Source organism: Mesorhizobium sp. M0030, assembly GCF_040323695.1.
Taxonomy (GTDB): Bacteria; Pseudomonadota; Alphaproteobacteria; order Rhizobiales; family Rhizobiaceae; genus Mesorhizobium.
The window spans coordinates 712090-733076 of sequence record NZ_JAMYVE010000001.1 but is presented as its reverse complement, the minus strand read 5'-3'; the positions used below and the strand labels follow the sequence as shown (position 1 = coordinate 733076).

General features: G+C 64.5%; 15 protein-coding genes. 2 read left to right on the top strand and 13 right to left on the bottom strand.

All coding sequences use genetic code 11. The annotated features are described in order from the left end of the window. Positions 1-3: 3 nt before the first annotated feature. Positions 4-423 carry a VOC family protein gene (locus NKJ80_RS03440; protein ID WP_023687435.1) on the top strand — a complete coding sequence of 140 codons (420 nt, stop codon included), beginning with the start codon at positions 4-6 and terminating at the stop codon, positions 421-423. A gap of 438 nt (positions 424-861) precedes the next feature. On the opposite strand, the gene NKJ80_RS03435 is transcribed toward NKJ80_RS03440, so the two are convergent. The 13 genes from NKJ80_RS03435 to NKJ80_RS03375 form a co-directional block, all read right to left on the bottom strand. Next, positions 862-1143, bottom strand: a complete 282-nt coding sequence (locus NKJ80_RS03435) for a cupin domain-containing protein (protein WP_023672296.1) — start codon at positions 1141-1143, stop codon at positions 862-864. A gap of 190 nt (positions 1144-1333) precedes the next feature. Then, on the bottom strand, positions 1334-1657 hold the full coding sequence (gene trxA / locus NKJ80_RS03430) for a thioredoxin (RefSeq protein WP_023672297.1): 324 nt from the start codon (positions 1655-1657) through the stop codon (positions 1334-1336). A gap of 72 nt (positions 1658-1729) precedes the next feature. Then, complete coding sequence (addA, locus tag NKJ80_RS03425) at positions 1730-5251, bottom strand: double-strand break repair helicase AddA (protein ID WP_352497040.1); 3522 nt, start codon at positions 5249-5251, stop codon at positions 1730-1732. Next, complete coding sequence (gene addB / locus NKJ80_RS03420; RefSeq protein WP_352497039.1) at positions 5248-8385, bottom strand: double-strand break repair protein AddB; 3138 nt, start codon at positions 8383-8385, stop codon at positions 5248-5250. Before addB ends, addA begins: the two co-directional genes overlap by 4 nt. Further along, entirely contained in the window at positions 8382-9086 is a 705-nt protein-coding gene (locus tag NKJ80_RS03415; RefSeq protein ID WP_031197320.1) for a nucleotidyltransferase family protein, read from the bottom strand. Before NKJ80_RS03415 ends, addB begins: the two co-directional genes overlap by 4 nt. A gap of 14 nt (positions 9087-9100) precedes the next feature. After that, the gene (gene tsaE / locus NKJ80_RS03410) at positions 9101-10612 is read right to left on the bottom strand and encodes a tRNA (adenosine(37)-N6)-threonylcarbamoyltransferase complex ATPase subunit type 1 TsaE (RefSeq protein ID WP_352497038.1); all 1512 of its coding nucleotides are present in this window, start codon (positions 10610-10612) and stop codon (positions 9101-9103) included. Between the two features lie 8 nt (positions 10613-10620). Then, positions 10621-13185: a sensor histidine kinase gene (locus NKJ80_RS03405; RefSeq protein ID WP_023687430.1), complete on the bottom strand. Its 2565-nt coding sequence runs from the start codon at positions 13183-13185 to the stop codon at positions 10621-10623. A 309-nt stretch (positions 13186-13494) separates the two neighbouring features. After that, positions 13495-14895: an adenosylhomocysteinase gene (gene ahcY / locus NKJ80_RS03400; protein WP_023681401.1), complete on the bottom strand. Its 1401-nt coding sequence runs from the start codon at positions 14893-14895 to the stop codon at positions 13495-13497. Between the two features lie 207 nt (positions 14896-15102). Further along, the gene (locus NKJ80_RS03395) at positions 15103-15393 is read right to left on the bottom strand and encodes an HPr family phosphocarrier protein (protein ID WP_023672303.1); all 291 of its coding nucleotides are present in this window, start codon (positions 15391-15393) and stop codon (positions 15103-15105) included. Then, complete coding sequence (locus tag NKJ80_RS03390) at positions 15390-15791, bottom strand: PTS sugar transporter subunit IIA (protein WP_023672304.1); 402 nt, start codon at positions 15789-15791, stop codon at positions 15390-15392. The genes NKJ80_RS03395 and NKJ80_RS03390 overlap by 4 nt, the downstream gene beginning before the upstream one ends. 164 nt (positions 15792-15955) lie before the next feature. Then, positions 15956-16417, bottom strand: coding sequence for an HPr kinase/phosphorylase (locus NKJ80_RS03385; protein ID WP_352497037.1), 462 nt, complete (start codon positions 16415-16417; stop codon positions 15956-15958). Positions 16418-16429: 12 nt separating this feature from the next. Next, positions 16430-18211 carry a sensor histidine kinase gene (locus NKJ80_RS03380; protein ID WP_023750805.1) on the bottom strand — a complete coding sequence of 594 codons (1782 nt, stop codon included), beginning with the start codon at positions 18209-18211 and terminating at the stop codon, positions 16430-16432. A gap of 85 nt (positions 18212-18296) precedes the next feature. Further along, on the bottom strand, positions 18297-18998 hold the full coding sequence (locus NKJ80_RS03375) for a response regulator transcription factor (RefSeq protein WP_010912942.1): 702 nt from the start codon (positions 18996-18998) through the stop codon (positions 18297-18299). Between the two features lie 347 nt (positions 18999-19345). Between NKJ80_RS03375 and NKJ80_RS03370 the strand changes: the two genes are divergently transcribed. Further along, on the top strand, positions 19346-20956 hold the full coding sequence (locus NKJ80_RS03370) for a phosphoenolpyruvate carboxykinase (protein WP_352497036.1): 1611 nt from the start codon (positions 19346-19348) through the stop codon (positions 20954-20956). Positions 20957-20987: the final 31 nt, after the last annotated feature.

Here is a 20987-nt window from a genome sequence, read left to right as displayed (position 1 = left end):
GTGATGATCAAGGTGAAGCAACTCGCCCATGTCTGCATCTTCGCGCATGATCTGGAAGCGACGCGGGCCTTCTACCGCGACGTGCTCGGCCTCGACACGCAGTTCAACTTCCTGCGCGACGGAAAGGTGTTCGGCTTCTACCTCAATTGCGGCGATCGCAGCCATGTCGAGGTGTTCCAGAAGGACGGCACCAGCCATAGCGAGCTCAACCAGATCAACCATTTCTGCCTTGAGGTGGAAAACATCGATGCGGCGATCGCCCACATCAAGTCGAAAGGCATTGATATCACGGCCAAGAAGCATGCCTGCGACGACACGTTTCAGGCCTGGATCCGCGACCCCAACGGCGTGAAGATCGAGCTGTTCGAATACACCGCAAAAAGCGCGCAATTCACCGGCGGGGATCGCATCGCCGACTGGTAGTATTTTGGCCCGGGGAATCTATCGGGCGGTTGCCCCTCGGGCAGAAGCCCCGATATGCTTGGCGAAGCATGGAGGCAAGCTCGAATGGTTGTGAAGTGTCTTGTTACCGTCGACAACGACCCGCCGGAGGAGCTGATATTTGAATATGCTCCGCGGGTCGGCGATCATGTGATGTTACCGGGAGCCATCGAGCCACCGCACCCAATTGTTCGAGTGGCCCACAGACCGACGCGCCCCAATGATGCATCCGGCCAGCCCAGTGTCGCGTATTTCGTAAGCCGAGAGACGTTTCTCTATCGTGTGTATACGGGCGCTATAGAGGGATATGGGCAGGTCCTGAAGCCCGCGACCGGACGGAAGCCCGGCAAGCCTAGGCAGGCCAAAAAAACCGTGGCTCAAACTAAATAGACATCGGCGGCCGCGGCACCAGTCTGAGGCCTATTTCAGCTCGATCTCGATGAAGGCGTATTCGCCGTCATTGGCGCTGATGACGTCGTGCTCGACGCCTTCCTTGCGGAAGTAGGGCGCGCCCTTCTTCATTTCAGCAAAACTCTCGCCGTCCTTGGTCACCAGCTTCACCTTGCCGTCCATCAGCGGCACCACGACGTAGTCATGGCGATGCCGGTGCCAGCCGGTGTTGTCGCCGGGCTGGAAGCGGTATTCGGTGACGATGACGCGCTCATTGTCGATGAAGACGGTGGCCTTGGCGGATCCGGTCATTCTGTTTCTCCCTGTCCTGCCTCAAGCAGATGACATGGAGTGCGCCGATGCGAGGGCCAGAGGCGGCCGGGCGATGACGCCAAAGAAAAAGCCCGGCGCGAGGGCCGGGCTTCGATCTCGGGAACTAATGCAGGTCACCCAAAAGTGGTCCCGGTTTTGGGAGGACGACATGCATCAAAACAAAGCCAGATCAGGCGAGGCTGCCATTGATCCAGTGCGACAGCGCGGTCTTCGGCGCGGCGCCGACCTTCATGTCGGCGACTTCGCCGCCCTTGAAGATCATCAGCGTCGGGATCGAGCGCACGCCGAACTGGGCGGCAAGCTCGGGGTTCTCGTCGATGTTCAGCTTGGCGATCTTGATCTTGTCGCCGAGTTCGTTGGCGATCTCTTCCAGCGACGGACCGATCATCTTGCAGGGGCCGCACCATTCGGCCCAGAAATCCACGACGACGGGCTGCGAGGCGTTGAGCACATCGGCCTGGAAATTGCTCTTGTCGACCTTGACGGTGGCCATGCGAAATCCTTTCGAAATTTATCTCGCACCAAATGTGGTGGTTGAGCAGCCCTTCTTCAAGCAGAACTTGTGTCACGCTCCCGTGAGTCGGGCAAGGGCGTCATCCATCGCCTGCGCCGGCAGTTCGATCAGCCTCGGCGCCTCGGTAAACAGCAGCGCCGCCGTCACTGCGCGGCCGGGGTAAAGCGGCTTGAGCAGCGCGCGGTAGAGCGCCAGCTGCAGTATATAGGCCGGCGGCACCTGGGCCAGACTCGCAGGCGCCGGCCGGTTGGTCTTGTAGTCGACGATCGATACGCGCTCGGGCGTCACCGCCAGCCGGTCGATCTTGCCCGAGATCGAGCGCAATCTGCCTTTGACTTCGAGGCTGCCCATGACCGCGACTTCAGCGCGTGACGAGGACGAAAACAGCCCGGCAAAACGCGAATCTCTGAGGATCGCCATCACCGAAGCCAGCGCCTTGTTGCGCTCGGCCTCCGGCCAGTCGGCGCCGGCTCGAATGAGATACTGCGCCGCCGCGCCTTGCCGTTCGTCTTCGGCAAAACCGGGCAGCATCTGCAGCAGCTTGTGCAGCGCCAGCCCGCGCATCACCGCAAAGCCCGGCTCCGCCTCGCTGTCCAGCACCGGCGAGCGGGTATCGACGACCGCCTCCTTGCCCTCGTCGATCAGCGCCGAAGCGCCAGAGGGCGATAGCGGGCGCGGCAGTTCTTCATAAGGCGGCAAAGGGCGAAACAGGTTTGCCGGCAAGAACGGCAAAAGCGGTTGCGGCAGCCGCGCCTCGTCGGCGGCTGCCAGCGCCACCGGCGGCAGCTTGGTCATGACGAAACGATGCACCGGCTCGCTGCTGGCGGGATGATGGCGCTCCGTGCTTTCCGGCGCGGCAAGCAGCGCGCGGCTGACAATCGAATGCCAGGTGCCGGTGCTCGGCGAACGCTTGCCGTGATAGCCGCAGACGATCAGCCGGTCCTCGGCGCGTGTCATGCCGACATAGAGCAGCCGCCGGTATTCGTCGTCGGCAAGCTCCCGCGCCCTGGCCGAGGCCGCCTTGGAGAAGCCGTTCGCGACATCGGCGGCCGAGCGCCAGAGATAGCCCTTGCCGTCGAAATTGCGGCCCGAAGCGTTGAACGGCATCAGCCGCGGCAGATGCTGGTCGCTGAACGGCGCCGAACCGCCATCGACCAGGAAGACAACAGGCGCTTCCAGGCCCTTGGCGGCGTGCACGGTCATGACGCGGACCTCGTCGCGCGTCTGGTCCATCTCGCGCTTGATCTCCGGACCGGTGTTCTCCAGCGTCGCCAGAAAGGCTTCCAGCCCCGGCAGTCCGGTGCGTTCCTCGGCCAGGCAGAAACTCAGGAATTCGTCGAGGATGTCGCCGGCTTCCGGTCCAAGCCGGGCGATCATCTTCTTGCGCAGGCCGTCGCGCGCCAGCACCCCGGCGTAGAATTCGAACACCGGCCGGAACGCCGCCTCGTTGGCCCAGCCGTCGAGCCGGGCAACGACATCGGTCAGCGCGGTATTGTCGACGGCATGCTGGCGTAGTGAGGCGATCAGCGATGTTCCGGCTGGACGTCCGGCGCCAAGCGTAAAAAGCGTCTCCTCCGACACGTCGAAGACCGGGCTGCGCAGCACGGCGGCGAGCGACAGGTCATCCTGCGGCTGGATGAGGAAATGGCCGAGTGCGATCAGGTCCTTGACCGCGATATGGCCGGGCAGGCTCAGCCGGTCGGCGCCGGCGACGGGAATATCGCGGTCCTTCAGCGCGCGCGACAGCGCATGGACGAAGCGGTCGCGCTTGCGCACCAGCACAAGAATGTCGCCGGCCCTCAGCCTGCGTCCCTTGCCCTCGATGATCTCGCGGTCCTTGAGCCAGGCCTCGATGGTCGCAGCCACATGCTCGGCCACCCGCACAGCCGGCGCGCTGGCATGGTTGACCGGCAACGTCCAGTCGTCGGGCTCCTCGACGGCGTCAGCGCCGAGCGACGGCCAGACCTCGACATAGCCAGGCGCGTCGTTGCGGATCGCCTTATGGTCGAGCGGATCGGGGTCATGGCTGATGCCGCGCCGCACGCCCGGATCGGCAAAGACGCGGTCGACGGCGGCAAGCACGTCGTCGGTCGACCGGAACGACCAGGTCAGTTTCAGGTCGGCAAACGAAGCATTGGCGGCGTTCACGCGTCCGGAAAACAAGAGCCGGCTGTCGGCGAAGGAATCCGGCGCGGCACCCTGAAAGGAATAGATCGACTGCTTTTCGTCGCCGACGGCGAACACCGTGCGATTGGTCGTGCCGCGCTGGCCGTGGCCGGCAAAGAACTCCTCCGCCAGCCGCTTCACCACCTCCCATTGGTCGGGGCTGGTGTCCTGCGCCTCGTCCAGCAGGATGTGGTCGATACCCTGGTCGAGCTTGTACTGCACCCAGGGTCCGGCATCCGGCCGCGCCAGAAGGTTGACGGTGCGGGTGATGAGGTCGTTGAAGTCGAGAAAGCCGCGGCTGCGCTTCAGGCGCTCGTACCGCACGATCAGCCAGTCGGCTATGGTCAACGCCGCGACCGTGCCTTCCAGCATCCGGAACAGCGCCAGCCGGTCGGAGACCTCTGTTATCGCCTTGACGGCCGCCAGATAGCGCTCGGGAAGGTCGGGCAGCCGGCCGAGCAGCGCCTTCTTGAACAACTTTGAGGGATCATAGGGGTCGCCATCGGCCTTGAGAAAGGCTTTGCCGAGCATCTGCAGCCGGCGGGTCGGGTCCGTCTCGGCAAAGGCCAAGCGGGCATAGGGCAAGAGATTGTTGAGCACGGTGCGGGCGTCGGCGGCCTCGGCGGCACTGGCGAACACTGCAAAGAAGTCCAGCAGGAAACCCGGCAGCGGCCATACCGATGCCGCTATGTCTTCGGCGTTCTGCCCGGGGCGAAAATGGAATTCGTCGAACAGGGCCCGAAAGCCGGCGCCGTCGCGCCGGACCGCATCGATGAAGCCGCGTAAGCCGTCGCGCTTGCGCACGATTTCGGCGAGCAGCGCGTCGAGCCCGTGTTCGCCGCCGCGCTCCAGCACGGTGGCAAAGGCCTCGGCCAGTCCGGTGTCTCCGGCTGACGTGCCCGAAATCATGTCGCGTCGCGCCGCGGCGAACAGCGAGGCCTCCATCTGCGGATCGAGCATTTCGAAATGCGCCGGGATGTTGGCCTCCAGCGGGAACTGGTGCAACACCGATTCGCAAAAGGCGTGGATGGTCTGGATTTTCAGCCCGCCCGGCGTTTCCAGCGCTTCGGCAAACAGCCGGCGCGCCCGCCGCATCGTGTCGCGGTCGGGCCGGCGGCCGTCCACCGCCTCAATCCTTGTGGCAAGCTCGGCATCGCCGAGCGCTGTCCATTCCGACAGGGTCGAGAACACGCGGTTCGACATGTTGGCGGCGGCCGCCCGCGTATAGGTCAGGCACAGGATCTTCGACGGATCGGTGCCGTTGAGCAGCAGCCGGACGACGCGCTGGGCCAGCACATGCGTCTTGCCCGAGCCGGCATTGGCCGACACCCAGGCCGAGTTCTTCGGGTCGGAAGCGCGCGCCTGGTTGGCGGCGGTTTCGCTCGGGACGGGATAGGCTTTTTTCATGCCTCCCCCGCCTCGTCATCGCTGTCGCCACCGGCCGACCATTCGAGCACGCGCGCCAGATGGTCGTAATCGCCATCGCTCTCGCCCTCGCGAAACGGCAGCGCCCGCGACAGGTAGCCGGTCGTCGGATCGGCATAATGGACCAGCAGCTTTTCCAGCCGCGCCCAGGCCTCCTCGGCGAGGTCTTCGGCGGTCCGGGGCTGGCGGTTGTAGTCGAGGATGGATTCCTCGAACACTTCGCCATTCGGCTTCAGCCGCACGAATGCAAGCTGCGAGGGTTCGCGCGCGCCAAGCCCCTTGAAGGCGCCGCGCCGGAGCAGCGCCCCTTCGAGCGCCAGCTGTGGCGCCAGCAGCGTGTGCGCCTGCGCCTTGGATGGCGAGGAGCCGGTCTTGTAATCGAGAATGTCGGCCATGCCACCGGCCAAAAGGTCGACGCGGTCGGCATAGCCGGACAGCGTCACACCGGTACGGCCGACAGCCGTCTTTTCGGCGCGCTCCTCGGCATGCCGCCGGGCGACGGCAGGGGCGCGGCCGCGCTCCCATTCGATGATGTTGGCGGCGAGCTTTTCGAAGCGCGGCCACCACACCGCCTCGACGTCGGCGGGCAGGGCGATCTCGGCAAAGCAGGTCCGGCCGGCAGCGATGAGGCGTTCCAGAGCTTCGGGCGCGCGGGGATCCGCCACCTCTGTCGAGAACAGATGCAGGATGTCATGAAACAGCGTGCCGCGCTCGGCCGCGCCGGGGTCGCGGATCACCGGCTCGAGCGGCAGAAGGCTCAGAATACGCTTGGCATAGACCGCATAGGGGTCGCGGCGCAGCGTCTCGATCTCGGTCACCGAGAAGTGGGTGGGCCGCATGCTCAGCGGCGGTTTCGGCTGCGGTCGCGGCGCGAAATGCTGCCGCTCGCCGGCATCGAGCGCGCGCGCCCAGGCAAGCAATTCGTCGCCGCGTCCGCGCAGTGCGGCTGCAGGATCCTTGCCGATGAAGGTGAGGATGCGCTGCAACCAGCGCGACGGCACCGCCGGTGCGTCGCCGGCTCGGGCGGAGCGCGTCAGCACCACCTTTTTCGCCCCCATCGCCATCTGGAAGTCGTGGGCGGCAAGGCCGATGCGCCGCTCCGGCGGCTCGAGATCGATGCCGGTCTTCATCAACCGCGACATGAAGCGATCGCTTTCCGGCTTGCGTGGCCACACGCCTTCGTTCAGCCCGCCAATGACAAGCGTGTCGACGCTCTGCAGCCGTGCCTCCAGCGCGCCCCATATCGCGATGTTGCGGTCTGTGCCTTGCCCCGGCTTGACCGTTTCCGGTGCTACCAGCGCGTCCATCACATCAGGCCATTCGTCGGCCGGGAAGTCGAACGATGCAGACGCGGCGACCACACCGCGCAGCAGCTCGGCGAGTTTCTCCCCGGCGTCGCCGGCATAAAATTCAGCCAGGCTGCCCTCCGCCGTGCGGCCGAGATTTTCCAGCGCGGCGACGCTCGCTCTGGTCAACGCGACGAGATCGGCATTCTCTTCACCGCGAAAGGCAGTCAGCGGCGCCAGCGCCGCCACAAGCCGGCTCAGCATATCGCGGGCATCGTCGATGCCGCGCACGCTCAGGCGCGAAAACCAGAAGGGCTGGCGCTTGTCCCCGCTCAGCCCGGCGAGACGCTCCTCGAACAGTGCTGGCAAGGCGGCGATGTCGGGGCGTCCGGTGCCGCCGCGCAGCGCCACGAGTTCGATGAGCTCGGCGGCATGGCGCACGCCGGTGCGCTCAAGTCCGAGCCCGAGCAGCGGATGCTTGAGCAGCGACAAAAGGTCGACGGGATCGCCGGGCCGGAATACCGCGTGAAGTGTGAGCCGGAGCAGGCTGGCTGCAGGCGTGTTGGCGAGCGGCGTGCCGCCGGAATCGTCAGCGATCACACCGAAGCGCAACAGCTCGGCCGAGACGCGCCGCGCCAGCCCGCGGTCGCCGGTAACGAGCGCTGCCCTGTGCCCCGGCTGTTCCACGGCGGTTTTCAGCGCGATGGCGATCGCCGCCGCCTCGTCGCGTTCGCTGGCGGCTTCGATCAGCGTCACGTCGGCGAAGGCCTCGGCGATGTCTACGGCGTTGAAGCATATGCGGGTCTCGGCCCATAATTCCGTGGTCTCGGCCGGCCGCAGCGCCTCGCCGACAAGGGCCGCGCGGAGCGCCAGTGCGGGCTCGGCGGAGACCACTTCCTCGACATCGCCACGCAGCACGCCAATCTTGCCGATCAGCTTGGCCATGCCGTATTGCGGGTGGCCAAGCAGTGCCGGCCGCGCACCGGGCGCCCCAATCGCGGCAAAAGACGGTTCGTCCAGCATCCCATCGAGCCCGGGCAGCACCACGGCGCCGTTGGGCAGGCTGGCGACCGTGGCAAGCAGTTCGGCCGTGGCGGGAATAGAGCCCGTCGAGCCGGCGGCGATCACCGGGCCTTTGGGCGGGTTGCGTTCCAGCCGCTTCGCCTCGCGCCGGATCAGCGCATTGCGGTGCGCGGCCGGGTTGGAGCGGTCGCGCTCCTCCAGCAATTTCGGCCAGGCCTCGGTGACGATACGGAGGAAATCGAGCGTCACAAGCCACCATCCGGCAAGATTGCCGGTGACCAGATCGGCAAGCCTGGTCCAGTCCGTGCCTTCGGTTTCGATCTCGTCCATCAGCCGGGCGAGGTCGCGCGCCAGCCAGATCGCATCGGCGGCGGAGGCCGGCACGACGATCTCTTCGTTGAACATATCAAGGACATGCGCCGGCAAGGTGCGCTTCCAGGCCCGCACCAGCGGCGCCAGTAGCAGCAGGCGTTCGATGGCTGCGATCGGCGGCGCCATTTCAAGCTCGGTCGGCGTGCCGGCGTCGAAGGCGGCTTCGTCCTCGTCGAACTCTCCGAGCGGGCGGATGACCGGCAGGATCGCCGAACGGCGGCTCCCCCCCGGTCCCGAAAGCGCGTCGACAAAAGCGCCGCGCAGCGCACGGGCCGCGCGCCGTGTCGGCACATAGATGGTGACATCAGCCAGCGCCAGCGGATCGCCGTCGAACCGGAAGCCGGGCACCAGCCGTCCGGCCAGCAAGGCCTCGGCCAGAGTCGGCAGGAATGGCGCTCCGGGCGGGATCGAAAGAACGCGGCGCGCGCCGCTCATACCACCTTCGCGAGAGCTTCGGCGGCGGCCGCTTCCGCCTGCGGAATGGCGTCGGGAGTGCCGACGGTGATCCAGCTTCCGCGCATCTGCATGCCGAACAGACGGCCAGAGGCGATTGCCTTGTCGAAATAGGTGTTGAGCGAATGCGCCCCGGCCGGCGCATCCCTGAAGATGGCGGGATTGACGATTGCCGCTCCGGCATAGATCAACCCGGCCGGATCGCCTTTCGAGCGCCGCAGGCCGCCATCCGGCGCCATCAGGAAATCCGTGCCGACACCGTGTCCGGTGGCCGAGTCGAGATCGGTAAGCATCAGCAGAATATCCATTTTCGCGCCGTCCCATGCAAGGGCAAGGCGCTCGAGGCTGGGCTGGCCGCTGTCGATCCAGAACGTATCGGCGTTGATGATGTAGAAGGGGTCGCTGCCCAGCAGCGGCAATGCCTTGACGATGCCACCCGCCGAATTCAGCAGTGCGTCGCGCTCGTCGGAAATGACGATCTTTGGCGCCCGCCTGTGGGCGATATGGGCGACGATCTGGTCCGGCAGATAGTGCACGTTGACGATGGCTTTCTCGACGCCGGCCGCTTCGAGACTGTCCAGCCCCCAGTCGAGCAAGGTCCTGCCGGCGATCCGCACCAGCGGCTTCGGCATGGTGTCGGTGATCGGCCGCATGCGCTTGCCAAGACCAGCCGCCAGCACCATCGCTGTGGTCAAGGTCACGGGAGCCGTTCCTCCAGCAGGCCATGTGCCATGTAAAACTCCTTCAACTGAGCCAGCGCCGGGTGCGCCAGCGCCCGCCTGAGATAATCGCGGATGCGCGGCAGGTGTCGGAGATAATAGGGCTTGCCGTCGCGCTTTTCGAGCCGCACGAAAATGCCGAGGATCTTCGAATTGCGCTGCGCCGCCATGATCGCATAGGCCGCGCGGAAGGCGTCCTCATCGAAGCCGCCGGCGGCGTGGCGCGCAGCGACATAGGCGTCCACGGTCCGCTGCTCGATATCGGGCGAAACGGTGACGCGGGCATCCATGGCCAGCGACGCAACGTCATAGGCCGCCGGACCCATCAGCGCGTCCTGGACATCGACGATGCCCAGCCGGTCGTGGCCTTTGCGGTCACCGCGCCAGATGATGTTGGGCGAATGGAAGTCGCGCAGCATCAGCGTGTATTCCTGTGTGTCCAGCCGATCGAGAACCGCGTTCCATTCCCTGTGATAGCCGGCGCGTAAAGCCTCGCTTGCCGGGCTGCCGGTCACCATCGGCACATACCAATCGACCAAGAGATCGGCTTCGATCAGCATGGCGGCGCGATCGAAGGGCGGCACCTCGTGGAAGACGCCCGGCACGGCCTCCATGCGCTGCGGCCAGGTCTTCCCATGCATCATCGCCAGCAATTCGGCCGCTGCCGCGTAGCGCTCGGCCACCGGCTCATCATTGCCGTCGAGAAAACCTTCCGAGCCCAGATGCTCCAGCAGCAGAAAGCCCCGTTCGGGATCCTCGGCATGGATTTTTGGGACACTGACACCTTGCGCCAGCAGCGCCTTGTCGATGGCGACGAAAGCGGTGACCGACTGCGCCGTGTGGGCGATCACGGCATAGGGCTTGCCGTCGCGCACCGGCGGCCCCAGCACCAGCCTTGGCGAATTCATCAGCACGCGCGGCGCAAGGCCGGCGAGCGAAACAATCTCGTAAGAGCGCGCCGAGGCGTCGCCGACGAAATGGCGCCGCGCGGCGTCGCCCCAACCGGCCGTTTTGAGGAAATCGCGCATCGCCAGCGATCGCGCCACGCGTTCGAAGGCAACGCCTTGGCCCGATAGTTTCGCCAATCGTCCTTCGTCCTGATGGACGAGTTCGATCCAGATCGACGTTCTCGGAAGAGCGGCCTCCGCCCGTTCCGGCCACTCGACAAGGGCAGCGCCCTGCAGCAGCGCCTCGTCGAAACCCAGCTCGTCCATCTCGCCGGCCGAGGACAGGCGATAGAGATCGAAATGGTGCACGGGGATGCGCGTGTCGTAGCTTTGCACCAAGGTGAAGGTAGGGCTCGGCACATCGAGGCCGGCATCATCGGCCAGCGCCCTGATCAGGGCCCGCGCCAGCGTCGACTTGCCGGCGCCGAGATCGCCCTTGAGCGCCAGCACGTCGCCCGGCCGCAGCGCCATGGCCAGGTCTTCGCCGAGCCTTGCGGTCGCAGCCTCGTCGGCGAGAAAACGCTCCAGCACAACAACAGTCATCGAGCGCGCTACTCGGCCGCGGCGCGGATGCCCGACGGTGCATCGGGGAAGGTGCAGATGACGGTGGTGCCCTTGTCCTTGCCGGTCTCGATGCGCACGCTGCCGCCGTGCAGCTCGACAAAGCTCTTGACGATCGACAGGCCTAAGCCCGCACCGCGCCGGCGCCCGCCATTGGTGCGCGGCTCGAAGCGGCGGAACACCGAATCGAGCAGGTCCGGCGGCATGCCGGGGCCGTTGTCATGGACGGAGAATTCCACACCTTGCTCCAAATGCCGGCAGGCAAGCGTGATAGTGCTCGCCTCCGGCGCGTAATTGGCGGCGTTGCTGAGCAGATTGTAGAGGATCTGGCGAACCCGGGTCTCGTCGCCGTGAAAACTCTTCGGCGCCGCAGCGGCGTCGATCCGGAGCTTGATCGAATGCTCTTGCAGCCGGTCGGCGACCAGTTCGGCCGCGGCCTCGATGGTGCGCTCGACGCTTACTTCCGAAATGTCGAGCTGCATGATGCCGGCGTCGACGGTGGCGAGGTCGAGTATGTCGTTGACGATGGTGAGCAGCACCGAGGATGACGAGCCGACATGCTCGACATATTCGCGCTGCTTTGGGCTGAGCGGCCCGGTCGCCGGCAGCGACAGAAGCTCGGTGAAGCCGATGATGTTGGTCAGCGGCGAGCGCAGCTCGTAGGAGACATGCTGCACGAACTCGTTCTTCAGCTGGTCGGATTTCTGCAGCGCTTCGTTCTTGTCCTTCAGCGCGCGCTCGACATTGACGCTGTCGGTGACGTCCACAAAGGTCATCATCACCTGGCCGTTGGGCAGCGGGATGACGGCGTAGCTGAGCACTGTGCCGTTCTTCAGTTCGGTCTGGCCATGGCGGTCGCGGCGCTCGTCGTCGAAACCGGTGATGGCGGCGACGAACCCGCCCCACGGGCTGTCGACGGCGCGCTGGTCGCTGAGATCGCGGATCGCCGAGACATGGACGTTGGGCTTGATCACATCCTGGCTCAGTCCCCACAGCGCGACAAAGGCCGGGTTCGACAGGCGCAGCCGCCCATCGGGACCGAACACCGCGACGCCTTCGGCCAGATTGTCGAGCGTTTCGCCCTGGACCCGCACCGCCGTCTGGTAGCGGCTTTCCAGGTCCATCTTCTCGGTCAGGTTCTCAAACACCCAGGTCACGCCGCCCTTCGGCTGGGGGTTGGCGACCACGCGGATGGTCTTGCCGTCGGGCAAATGCCACCAATGCTCTTGCGATTCCACCGCGCGGTAGGCGCCAAGCAGGCCTTCTTTCCAACGCCGCCATTCCGGCTGCTCGGCGATCTTGCCTTCGCTGCGCAGCCGGTCGAGCAGCAGCGCATTGTCGGGCGCGCTGTGCAGGAAGCCCGGGTCCAGCCCCCACAGTTTCTGGAACGCCTGGTTGAAGAAGCGCAACTTCTCGTTGGCATCGAAGATCGCCACCGCCGTGTTGAGCTGGTCGAGCGTGTCGGCATGGCTGCGCACCGTGCGCTCATATTCGCCGCGAATGGTTTCGGTGGCGCTGGTGTCGCAGGCAAGGCCGGCCGAGCCGTCCGCACCGGCGAAGTCGGTGACGGCGAACACGCGGCGGTCGCCCTCGATCACTGTCGACAGCGTTTGTTCGAAGATTGGGCGCGATTTGTGCTGCGCGGCGATCTGTTCGCGCGCTTGGGCGCCGAGGAATTCCTTGGCTTCGCGCACGGCGGTCTCGGCGTTCGGTGCCTCGACCGCTCCGGCATAGGCACGGTTGACCCATTTCAGCCGCCCGTCGGTGGCGCGCAGCCAGGCCGGCATCGGCAAGGCGTCGAGCAGGCCGATCATGGTCTCGTAGTCGGCGGCCAGACGCTGGTTCTCGATCTTCAGCCTGGCTTGGCTCCTCTGAGTTTCCGACAGCGAGACGAAGCGCACCAGCACATGCGCGGCGCTCTTGCGGCCATGCACTTCAAGCGGCGCCCCGGCCTGCGATTCGATCACGAGATCAAAGGGTTTCGCTTTCTCGCGCAGACCAGCGACGGCATTTTCGAGCGCCGCCGCCGAGCGCGGCATCAGCCAGCGGCCGAAGGCGAGGAAGGCTGCACGGTCGTCCGGCGCACCGCTTTCCAGCGGCAGCGTGCCGATGAGCTCCGGCTTCTTGTTCTCCGACGCCCAGACGATGACGCGCTGGTCACGCAGATTGAGCAGCGCCTCGGAGCGCTGCAGCGCCGCATTGATGTCGGCAATGCGGGCTCTGAGTTCGACATTCTGCGCCGAGGTGCGGGCTCTTTCGCGGATCAGGAAGATGGCCGAGACCAGTGCCGCGCCCATGACGCCGACGAACATGGCGAGCTGGATGACTTCGACCGCGCTGACCGACAGTCCGGCCTTCTGCGCAATGGCCGGCTCGGCATGGGCGGCAAACGAGGTGAGCGGGCCGGCAAGAGCTGAGGTGGCAAGAAAGCCGGCGGTGCGGGCGCCGACGCGCCTCTTCAGGCCACCGCCTGTCGTGACGGAGCCAGTGCTATCGGAATCGTCATGGCCGCCGGAAACGGCCGATCCCGCGCGAGGCGGGTTTTCCCCCGGCATGTCTTGGTCCTCTTCGCCGCCTGAATGCAAGACCGCCCAGATCAGGATCACGTTTGGTAGAAACGCCCTTCTGACCTAACTCTCTCTTGAAGAGCATGATCTTTTCCGAAAACCGCTTCCCACTTTTCGCTGACGCGGTCCTTCGGTTCGAATCATGCTCTCGATGCGTACGCCGGCCCTCGTCCCCGGCCCACGAATCAGCACAATAGCGCGTGCTGGAATCGGCGTGAAGAATCATCCGCGCAAAAAAGAAGCCGGGCGAAAAGTCAATCGCCCGGCTTCAATATCTAGTGATAAATGCCGCTTCTGTTAATAGCGGTAGTGTTCCGGCTTGAACGGACCCTGCGGGGTCACGCCGATATAGGCGGCCTGTTCGCCGGACAGTTCGGTCAGGCGGGCTCCGAGCTTGTCGAGATGCAGACGCGCCACCTTCTCGTCGAGGTGCTTGGGCAGCACATAGACCTGGTTCTGGTACTGGCCGGGCTTGGTGTAGAGTTCGATCTGCGCCAGCACCTGATTGGTGAACGAGGCCGACATCACGAAGCTCGGATGACCGGTCGCGTTGCCGAGGTTGAGCAGGCGCCCCTCGGACAGCAGGATCATCCGCTTGCCGTCCGGGAAGGTTATCATGTCGACCTGCGGCTTGACGTTGGTCCATTGCAGGTTGCGCAGCGACGCGACCTGGATCTCATTGTCGAAGTGGCCGATATTGCCGACGATCACCATGTCCTTCATCGAGCGCATGTGGTCGAGGGTGACGACATCCTTGTTGCCGGTGGTGGTGATGACGATGTCGGCGGTTGGTGCGGCATCTTCCAGCGTGACGACTTCAAAGCCGTCCATCGCCGCCTGCAGCGCGCAGATCGGATCGACTTCCGTGACCTTGACGCGGGCGCCGGCGCCCTTGAGCGAAGCCGACGAGCCCTTGCCGACGTCGCCATAGCCGCAGACGACCGCAACCTTGCCGGCCATCATGGTGTCGGTGCCGCGGCGGATGCCGTCGACCAGCGATTCCTTGCAGCCATATTTGTTGTCGAACTTCGACTTGGTGACCGAGTCGTTGACGTTGATCGCCGGGAACGGCAGCAGACCCTTCTTCTGCAGCTGGTATAGCCGGTTGACACCCGTGGTCGTCTCTTCGGTGACGCCGCGAATGGCTTCCTTCTGCTTGGTGAAGAAGCCGGGCGAGGCCTTCAGGCGCTTCTTGACCTGGGCGTAGAAGTATTCCTCTTCCTCGCTCTGCGGGTTGGACAGCACGTCCTCGCCGGCTTCGGCGCGGGCGCCGATCAGTATGTACATGGTGGCGTCGCCGCCATCATCGAGGATCATGTTGGAGAGGCCGCCATCGGCCCACTGGAAGATCCTGTCGGTATAGTCCCAGTACTCCTCGAGCGACTCGCCCTTGACGGCGAACACCGGGATACCGGCCTCGGCGATGGCCGCGGCCGCATGGTCCTGGGTCGAGAAGATGTTGCACGAGGCCCAGCGGATATCGGCGCCAAGCGCCTTCAGCGTCTCGATCAGCACCGCCGTCTGGATGGTCATGTGCAGCGAGCCGGTGATGCGCGCACCTTTCAACGGCTTCTTGTCGCCGAATTCTTCGCGGCAGGCCATCAGGCCCGGCATTTCGGTTTCGGCGATATCGAGTTCCTTGCGGCCCCAGCCGGCAAGCGAGATGTCGGCAACCACATAGTCCTTGCTACCTGTCATGGCAGTGCTCCGGTGCGATTTGTCTTCAGAATGCGCCTGCGCCACACGGCGCGTCGAAGGGCGCGGAATGCCGGCCTGACTAGCAGATCGCCGCCAAGACGACAATGGGATATAAAGAAATCTTTATGCGCGCATGTGTTTGCGGAGCATGATCCCGAAAAGTGGAAGCCGGTTTCGGACAAGATCATGCTCAAACAAAAAAGAGCTTCAGCACTCTTCGCCGAAGCGCGAGGCGACCAGCTGCTCCAGCGCGTCCATCGCCGCTGCGGCTTCAGCGCCGCTGGCTGTGACGCGGATCGAATAACCGGGGCTCGCCGCCAGCATCATCAGCCCCATGATCGAGGTGCCGCCGACCTTGAGACCATCCTTCTCGACATGGACGGTGGCGTCGAAGCCGCTGGCGACCTGGACGAACTTCGCCGAGGCGCGCGCATGCAGGCCGCGCTGGTTGACGATCGGGAACTCGCGCACGATCTCACCGGGCGACAGCGCGTTCATTTGCTGCTCAGCAGCTGACTTGCGACGTTGATGTATTTGCGCCCCGCGGCCTGCGCCTCGTCGAGCGCGGTCGCCATGTTGTCGCCCTTGCGGATCGACGACAGCTTGATCAGCATCGGCAGGTTCATGCCGGCGATGACCTCGGTGCGACCGGATTCCATCACCGAAATGGCGAGATTGGAAGGCGTGCCGCCGAACATATCGGTCAGAACGATGACCCCGGTCCCGGTGTCGACGCGGCCGACGGCGTCGACGATATCGCGCCTACGCTGCTCCATATCGTCATCGGCGCCGATTGCCACGGTTTCGAAATTGTCTTGTGGCCCCACGACATGTTCCACGGCATGGCGGAACTCGGCGGCCAGTTGACCGTGCGTTACAAGCACGAGTCCGATCATTCTATGGTGGCTCCCGTCATCGCCGCTTCACAGGCGCTTTTTATGCTCGCCGGCCATCCCAGGCGGCGGGAGCGCTATCTTGTCGACGCGCGGCGCGTTGACAAGCCCAAAATTGCGTCGGCCATGGCCAATTTGACGCATTGCAGCAAAAAACCGGCGGCGGATCATACGAAAGGCGCAATCTCCAGCCGCGCCATTACCGCCGGCAAAGCCGCAGTGACGTTGCGCTGAACGAGGTCGATGCGCGGCACCACACAGCCGGCAATGGTCGCGCTCGACTCTTCCTGGAAACGCTCCACAGCGTTTGCGGCAACCAGCTGGATCGTAAGGTCGATGACCCCCGCAGGTTGGAACAAAAGCGGCTTCGGACCAAGTCCGGGCACCTCTGTGAGGCCGGCGATGCTGGCGGGCGCATGGCAGACCAGCCGCCCGAAACGCGCCGCGACAAACAGCTGGTCGTCGCCGATCAGCCGCGCAAACAGCCCGAGCCGGCTGAAATGGTCGATGAGCGCCAGCGCCAGCGTTGTCTTGCCCGAGCCGGACGGCCCGGTGATCAGGACGCCCCGCTCGCCAATCAGGATTGCGGTGGCATGGATGTTCTCGGGTTCCGCGGTGGGATCGGGCATGCGCAGCCGCGATCAGCCTTCGGCCGGCAGCGTAACGACGAAGCGCGCGCCCTTGATGTCGCCGGGCTTGGTGCCGGGGATGTTCTCGGCGGTCAGCGTGCCGCCATGGGCTTCGACGATCTGCCTGGATATCGACAGGCCAAGCCCTGAATTCTGGCCGAACGCCTCGCCGGCCGGGCGGTCGGTGTAGAAGCGCTCGAAGATGCGGTCGATGGCGTCGGCGCGGATTCCGGGGCCGTTGTCGTCGACGGTGACGATGTTGACCTTGCCCGCGCGTGCCAGGGAAATGGCGATGTGACCGTGGTCCTCCGGCACGAAGGAGCGGGCATTCTCGATCAGATTGGTGATGACCTGGCCGATCCTGAGATCATGGCCGGTGACGAAATAGCCTTTGACGCCTTGCGGCAGCTTGGCGGCCTTGAATTCGATCTCGACAGCCTTTTTGTTGCGCGTCGCTTCGCGCGACACGGCGACGAGATCGGTGATGAATTTCTTCAAATCGACCGTGGCGGCATCCTCACGCGCCAGTTCGGCGTCTAGGCGCGAGGCATCGGAAATGTCGGTGATCAGCCGGTCGAGACGCCGGACATCGTGCTGGATGATCTCCATCAGCCTGCCGCGTGAATTGTCGTTCTTGGCAAGCGGCAAGGTCTCCACCGCGCTGCGCAGCGAGGTCAGCGGGTTCTTCAGCTCGTGCGAGACATCGGCGGCGAAGCTTTCGATCGCCTCGATGCGGGCATAGAGCGCATTGGTCATGTCGCGCACCGCGACCGACAAATTGCCGATCTCGTCCTGGCGGTCGGAAAAGTCGGGGATCTCCTCGCGGCTCTTGACGCCGCGCCGCACCCGCACTGCCGCCGCCGATAGGCGGCGCAGCGGATTGGCGATGGTGGATGCGAGCAGCATCGACAGGATGGCGGTGACCAGGGCGGCGATGCCGAACACGCGCAAAATAGCCTTGCGTTCGGCGGCGACGATCTTGTCGATGTCGCCGCCTTCCGTCGACAGCATCAGCACGCCGAGGACGGCACGGAAGCGCTGGATCGGCACCGCCACCGAAACGATCTGCTCGCCCTGTTCGCTCACCCGCACGATCGTCGATGGACTGCCGGTCAGCGCCTTGACCACTTCCGGGAAGGCCGCACCGTTGCCGCCGGGCTGCTCATGGTAGACGGGCAGGTCCTTGTTGCGGAAGAAGTCGAAGACGAATTTCTGCACGCGCTCCAGCATATCCGGCTGCTCGTCCTCGACCGGCGGCAGGTCGTAGCGCAGGATTTGGCCGCGCGAATAGAGATGGCGCGAATCGAGCAGCAGATTGGCGTCGCGGTCATAGATGCGGGCCCGGGTGCGCGTCGGCGAAATCAGCCGCCGCAGCACCGGCGCCACGCGCTCGGGATTGATCGGGAAATCCAGATTGTCGAGCTGGTCGGAGCCCGGCCCCAGGCTTTCGCCGGCCTGCAGTTCAAGCAGTTTTTCTGGATCGATGCTGATCGAATCGGTCTCGACCGTCGCCGACGCGGCAATGGCGCCGGCGATGATCTCGCCCTGCGTCATCAGGCTTTCGACGCGGGCGTCGATCAGCCCGTCGCGGAAGGTGTTGAGATAGAGGATGCCGGTGACCAGCACGGCGAGGCCGGCCAGGTTGAGGAACAGGATGCGCCGGGTCAGGCTGGAAAAGATGTGGTGGCCGAGGAAGCGGCGCATCGGCACCGTCAACCTCGACAGGAATGCGGGCAGAATCCGCGACCGCCTGACAGCGCTCGTTCGTCTGCTCCGCTGTACATCCACTGCCATCGAATAGCAGCTCCCGCCTAGTCTTTGGTTTTATGCATGTCGTCGTCCCAAAAACCGCGACCACTTTTGGGCGACATGCATCAACTCAAGCTTCGCGGAACCGGTATCCGACTCCGTAAAGGGTTTCGATCATTTCGAAGTCGTCATCGACGGCCTTGAACTTCTTGCGCAGCCGCTTGATGTGGCTATCGATGGTGCGGTCGTCGACATAGACCTGCTCATCATAGGCGGAATCCATCAGCGCATCACGGCTTTTTACCACGCCGGGGCGCTGCGCCAACGAGTGCAGGATGAGAAATTCGGTGACCGTCAGCGTCACCGGCTCGCCCTTCCAGGTGCAGGTATGGCGTTCCTGGTCCATGACGAGCTGGCCGCGTTCCAGCGAACGGGCCTGCTGGCTGGGCGCCTTTGCCGCAGCTTCGCGGGCGCTGGCGCGGCGCAGCACGGCGCGCACCCGCTCGACCAGCAGGCGCTGCGAGAACGGTTTGCGGATGAAATCGTCGGCGCCCATCTTGAGGCCGAAAAGCTCATCGATCTCATCGTCCTTCGAGGTCAGGAAGATCACCGGCAGGTCGGACTTCTGCCGCATCCGGCGCAACAGCTCCATGCCGTCCATGCGCGGCATCTTGATGTCGAGGATGGCGAGATTCGGCGGCCGCGCCGCCAGGCCTTCCAGCGCCGACGCACCATCCGTGTAGGTCTCGACGCGATACCCCTCGGACTCGAGGGCGATCGACACCGATGTCAGAATGTTGCGGTCGTCATCGACAAGCGCGATTGTTGCCATTTCAAGCGGCTCCCTCATGAGCTGTCCCTTCTGTCTTAGAGAAGGGGCTTTTGCAGGACAAATTAGGTACAAAATGTGGCACAGGCTCCACCCGCTGTCGCGGACGGCTTGCCGGCGGCCCCATCGGAACCTCTACACGGGGTTGGACGAACACTGTGTGCCAATCCTTGGGGCAACCACCGTGATTTTTTGCACATATAAACGATTTAAACAACTTTCAAAATTTTTAAATCGATTAATGATTTGATATCATTCGAGTTTTCTGGTTCTCACCGTCTCAGCCCCTAACGCGGGCTCGCCGGAAACGCGCCGGCAAAGTGCGGCGAATCCAGAAGAAGGGACCCTTGATGTCGGAAGTCGGCAAATGCAATTCTGCTTGCGCGATCGATCGTATCGGCCTGAAAACCACCGGCACGGTGCATTATAATTTTGGTGCGGCCGCCCTTTATGAGGCAGCGATCCGTCGTGGCGAGGCCCGGTTGACCGCCGGCGGCGCGCTGCTTGCCGAGACCGGCCAGCACACTGGCCGCTCGCCCAAGGACAAGTTTGTCGTCCGCGATGGCGCCACCGAGCCCCATGTCTGGTGGGACAACAACAAGGCGATTTCGGCGGGCCAGTTCGAAATGCTGCTCGCCGATTTCCTTGTCCACGCCGCGAATAGCGATCTCTATGTGCAGGACCTCGTCGGCGGCGCCGATGCCGAGCTGAAGCTGCCGACGCGGGTCATCACCGAATTCGCCTGGCACTCGCTGTTCATCCGCAATCTTTTGATCCGCCCGCAGGCCGCCGAGCTCGAGGATTTCGTGCCGGAGATGACGATCATCGACCTGCCGTCCTTCCGCGCCGATCCGGCCCGCCACGGCAGCCGCACCGAAACGGTGATTGCGGTCGATCTCACCCGCAAGATCGTGCTCATCGGCGGCACTTCCTATGCCGGCGAGATGAAGAAATCGGTGTTCACCATGCTCAACTATCTGCTGCCGGAAAAGGGCGTCATGCCGATGCACTGCTCGGCCAATGAGGGTCCGGGCGGCGACGCAGCGATCTTCTTCGGGCTTTCCGGGACGGGCAAGACGACGCTGTCGGCCGATCCGTCACGTACGCTCATCGGCGACGACGAGCACGGCTGGGGACCGCACGGCATCTTCAACTTCGAAGGCGGCTGCTACGCCAAGACGATCCGGCTGTCGGCCGAGGCCGAGCCGGAGATTTTCGCCACCACGCAGCGTTTCGGCACGGTGCTGGAAAATGTCGTGCTCGACGCCGACCGCGTGCCGGACTTCAACGACGGCCGGCTCACCGAAAACACGCGCTGCGCCTATCCGCTGGATTTCATCCCCAATGCCTCGAAGAGCGGACGGGCCAGCCACCCGAAAAACATCATCATGCTGACCGCCGATGCCTTCGGCATCATGCCGCCGATCGCACGGCTGACCCCGGCGCAGGCGATGTACCACTTCCTCTCCGGCTACACCGCCAAGGTGGCCGGCACCGAGAAGGGCGTTACCGAGCCGGAAGCGACGTTCTCGACCTGCTTCGGCGCCCCGTTCATGCCGCGCCACCCCAAGGAATACGGCAATCTGCTGCGCGAGCTGATCGCCCGCCACGGCGCCGATTGCTGGCTGGTCAACACCGGCTGGACCGGCGGCGCCTACGGCACCGGCAAGCGCATGCCGATCAAGGCGACGCGCGCCTTGCTGGCCGCAGCGCTTGACGGTTCGCTGAAGGCGTCCGGTTTCCGCACTGACGCCAATTTCGGCTTCGAGGTGCCGGTTGCTGTGCCTGGCGTCGAGAGCGCCATTCTCGACCCGCGTTCGACCTGGGCCGACAAGGCAGCCTATGACCGGCAGGCAGCGCGATTGGTCGGCATGTTCGCCGTCAACTTCGAGAAATTCGAGAGCCATGTCGATGCCGTCGTGCTCGGCGCAGCACCCCGCCTGCAGGAAGCTGCGGAATAGTCCAGGCATCTTCACCGAAGCATCCTTGAAA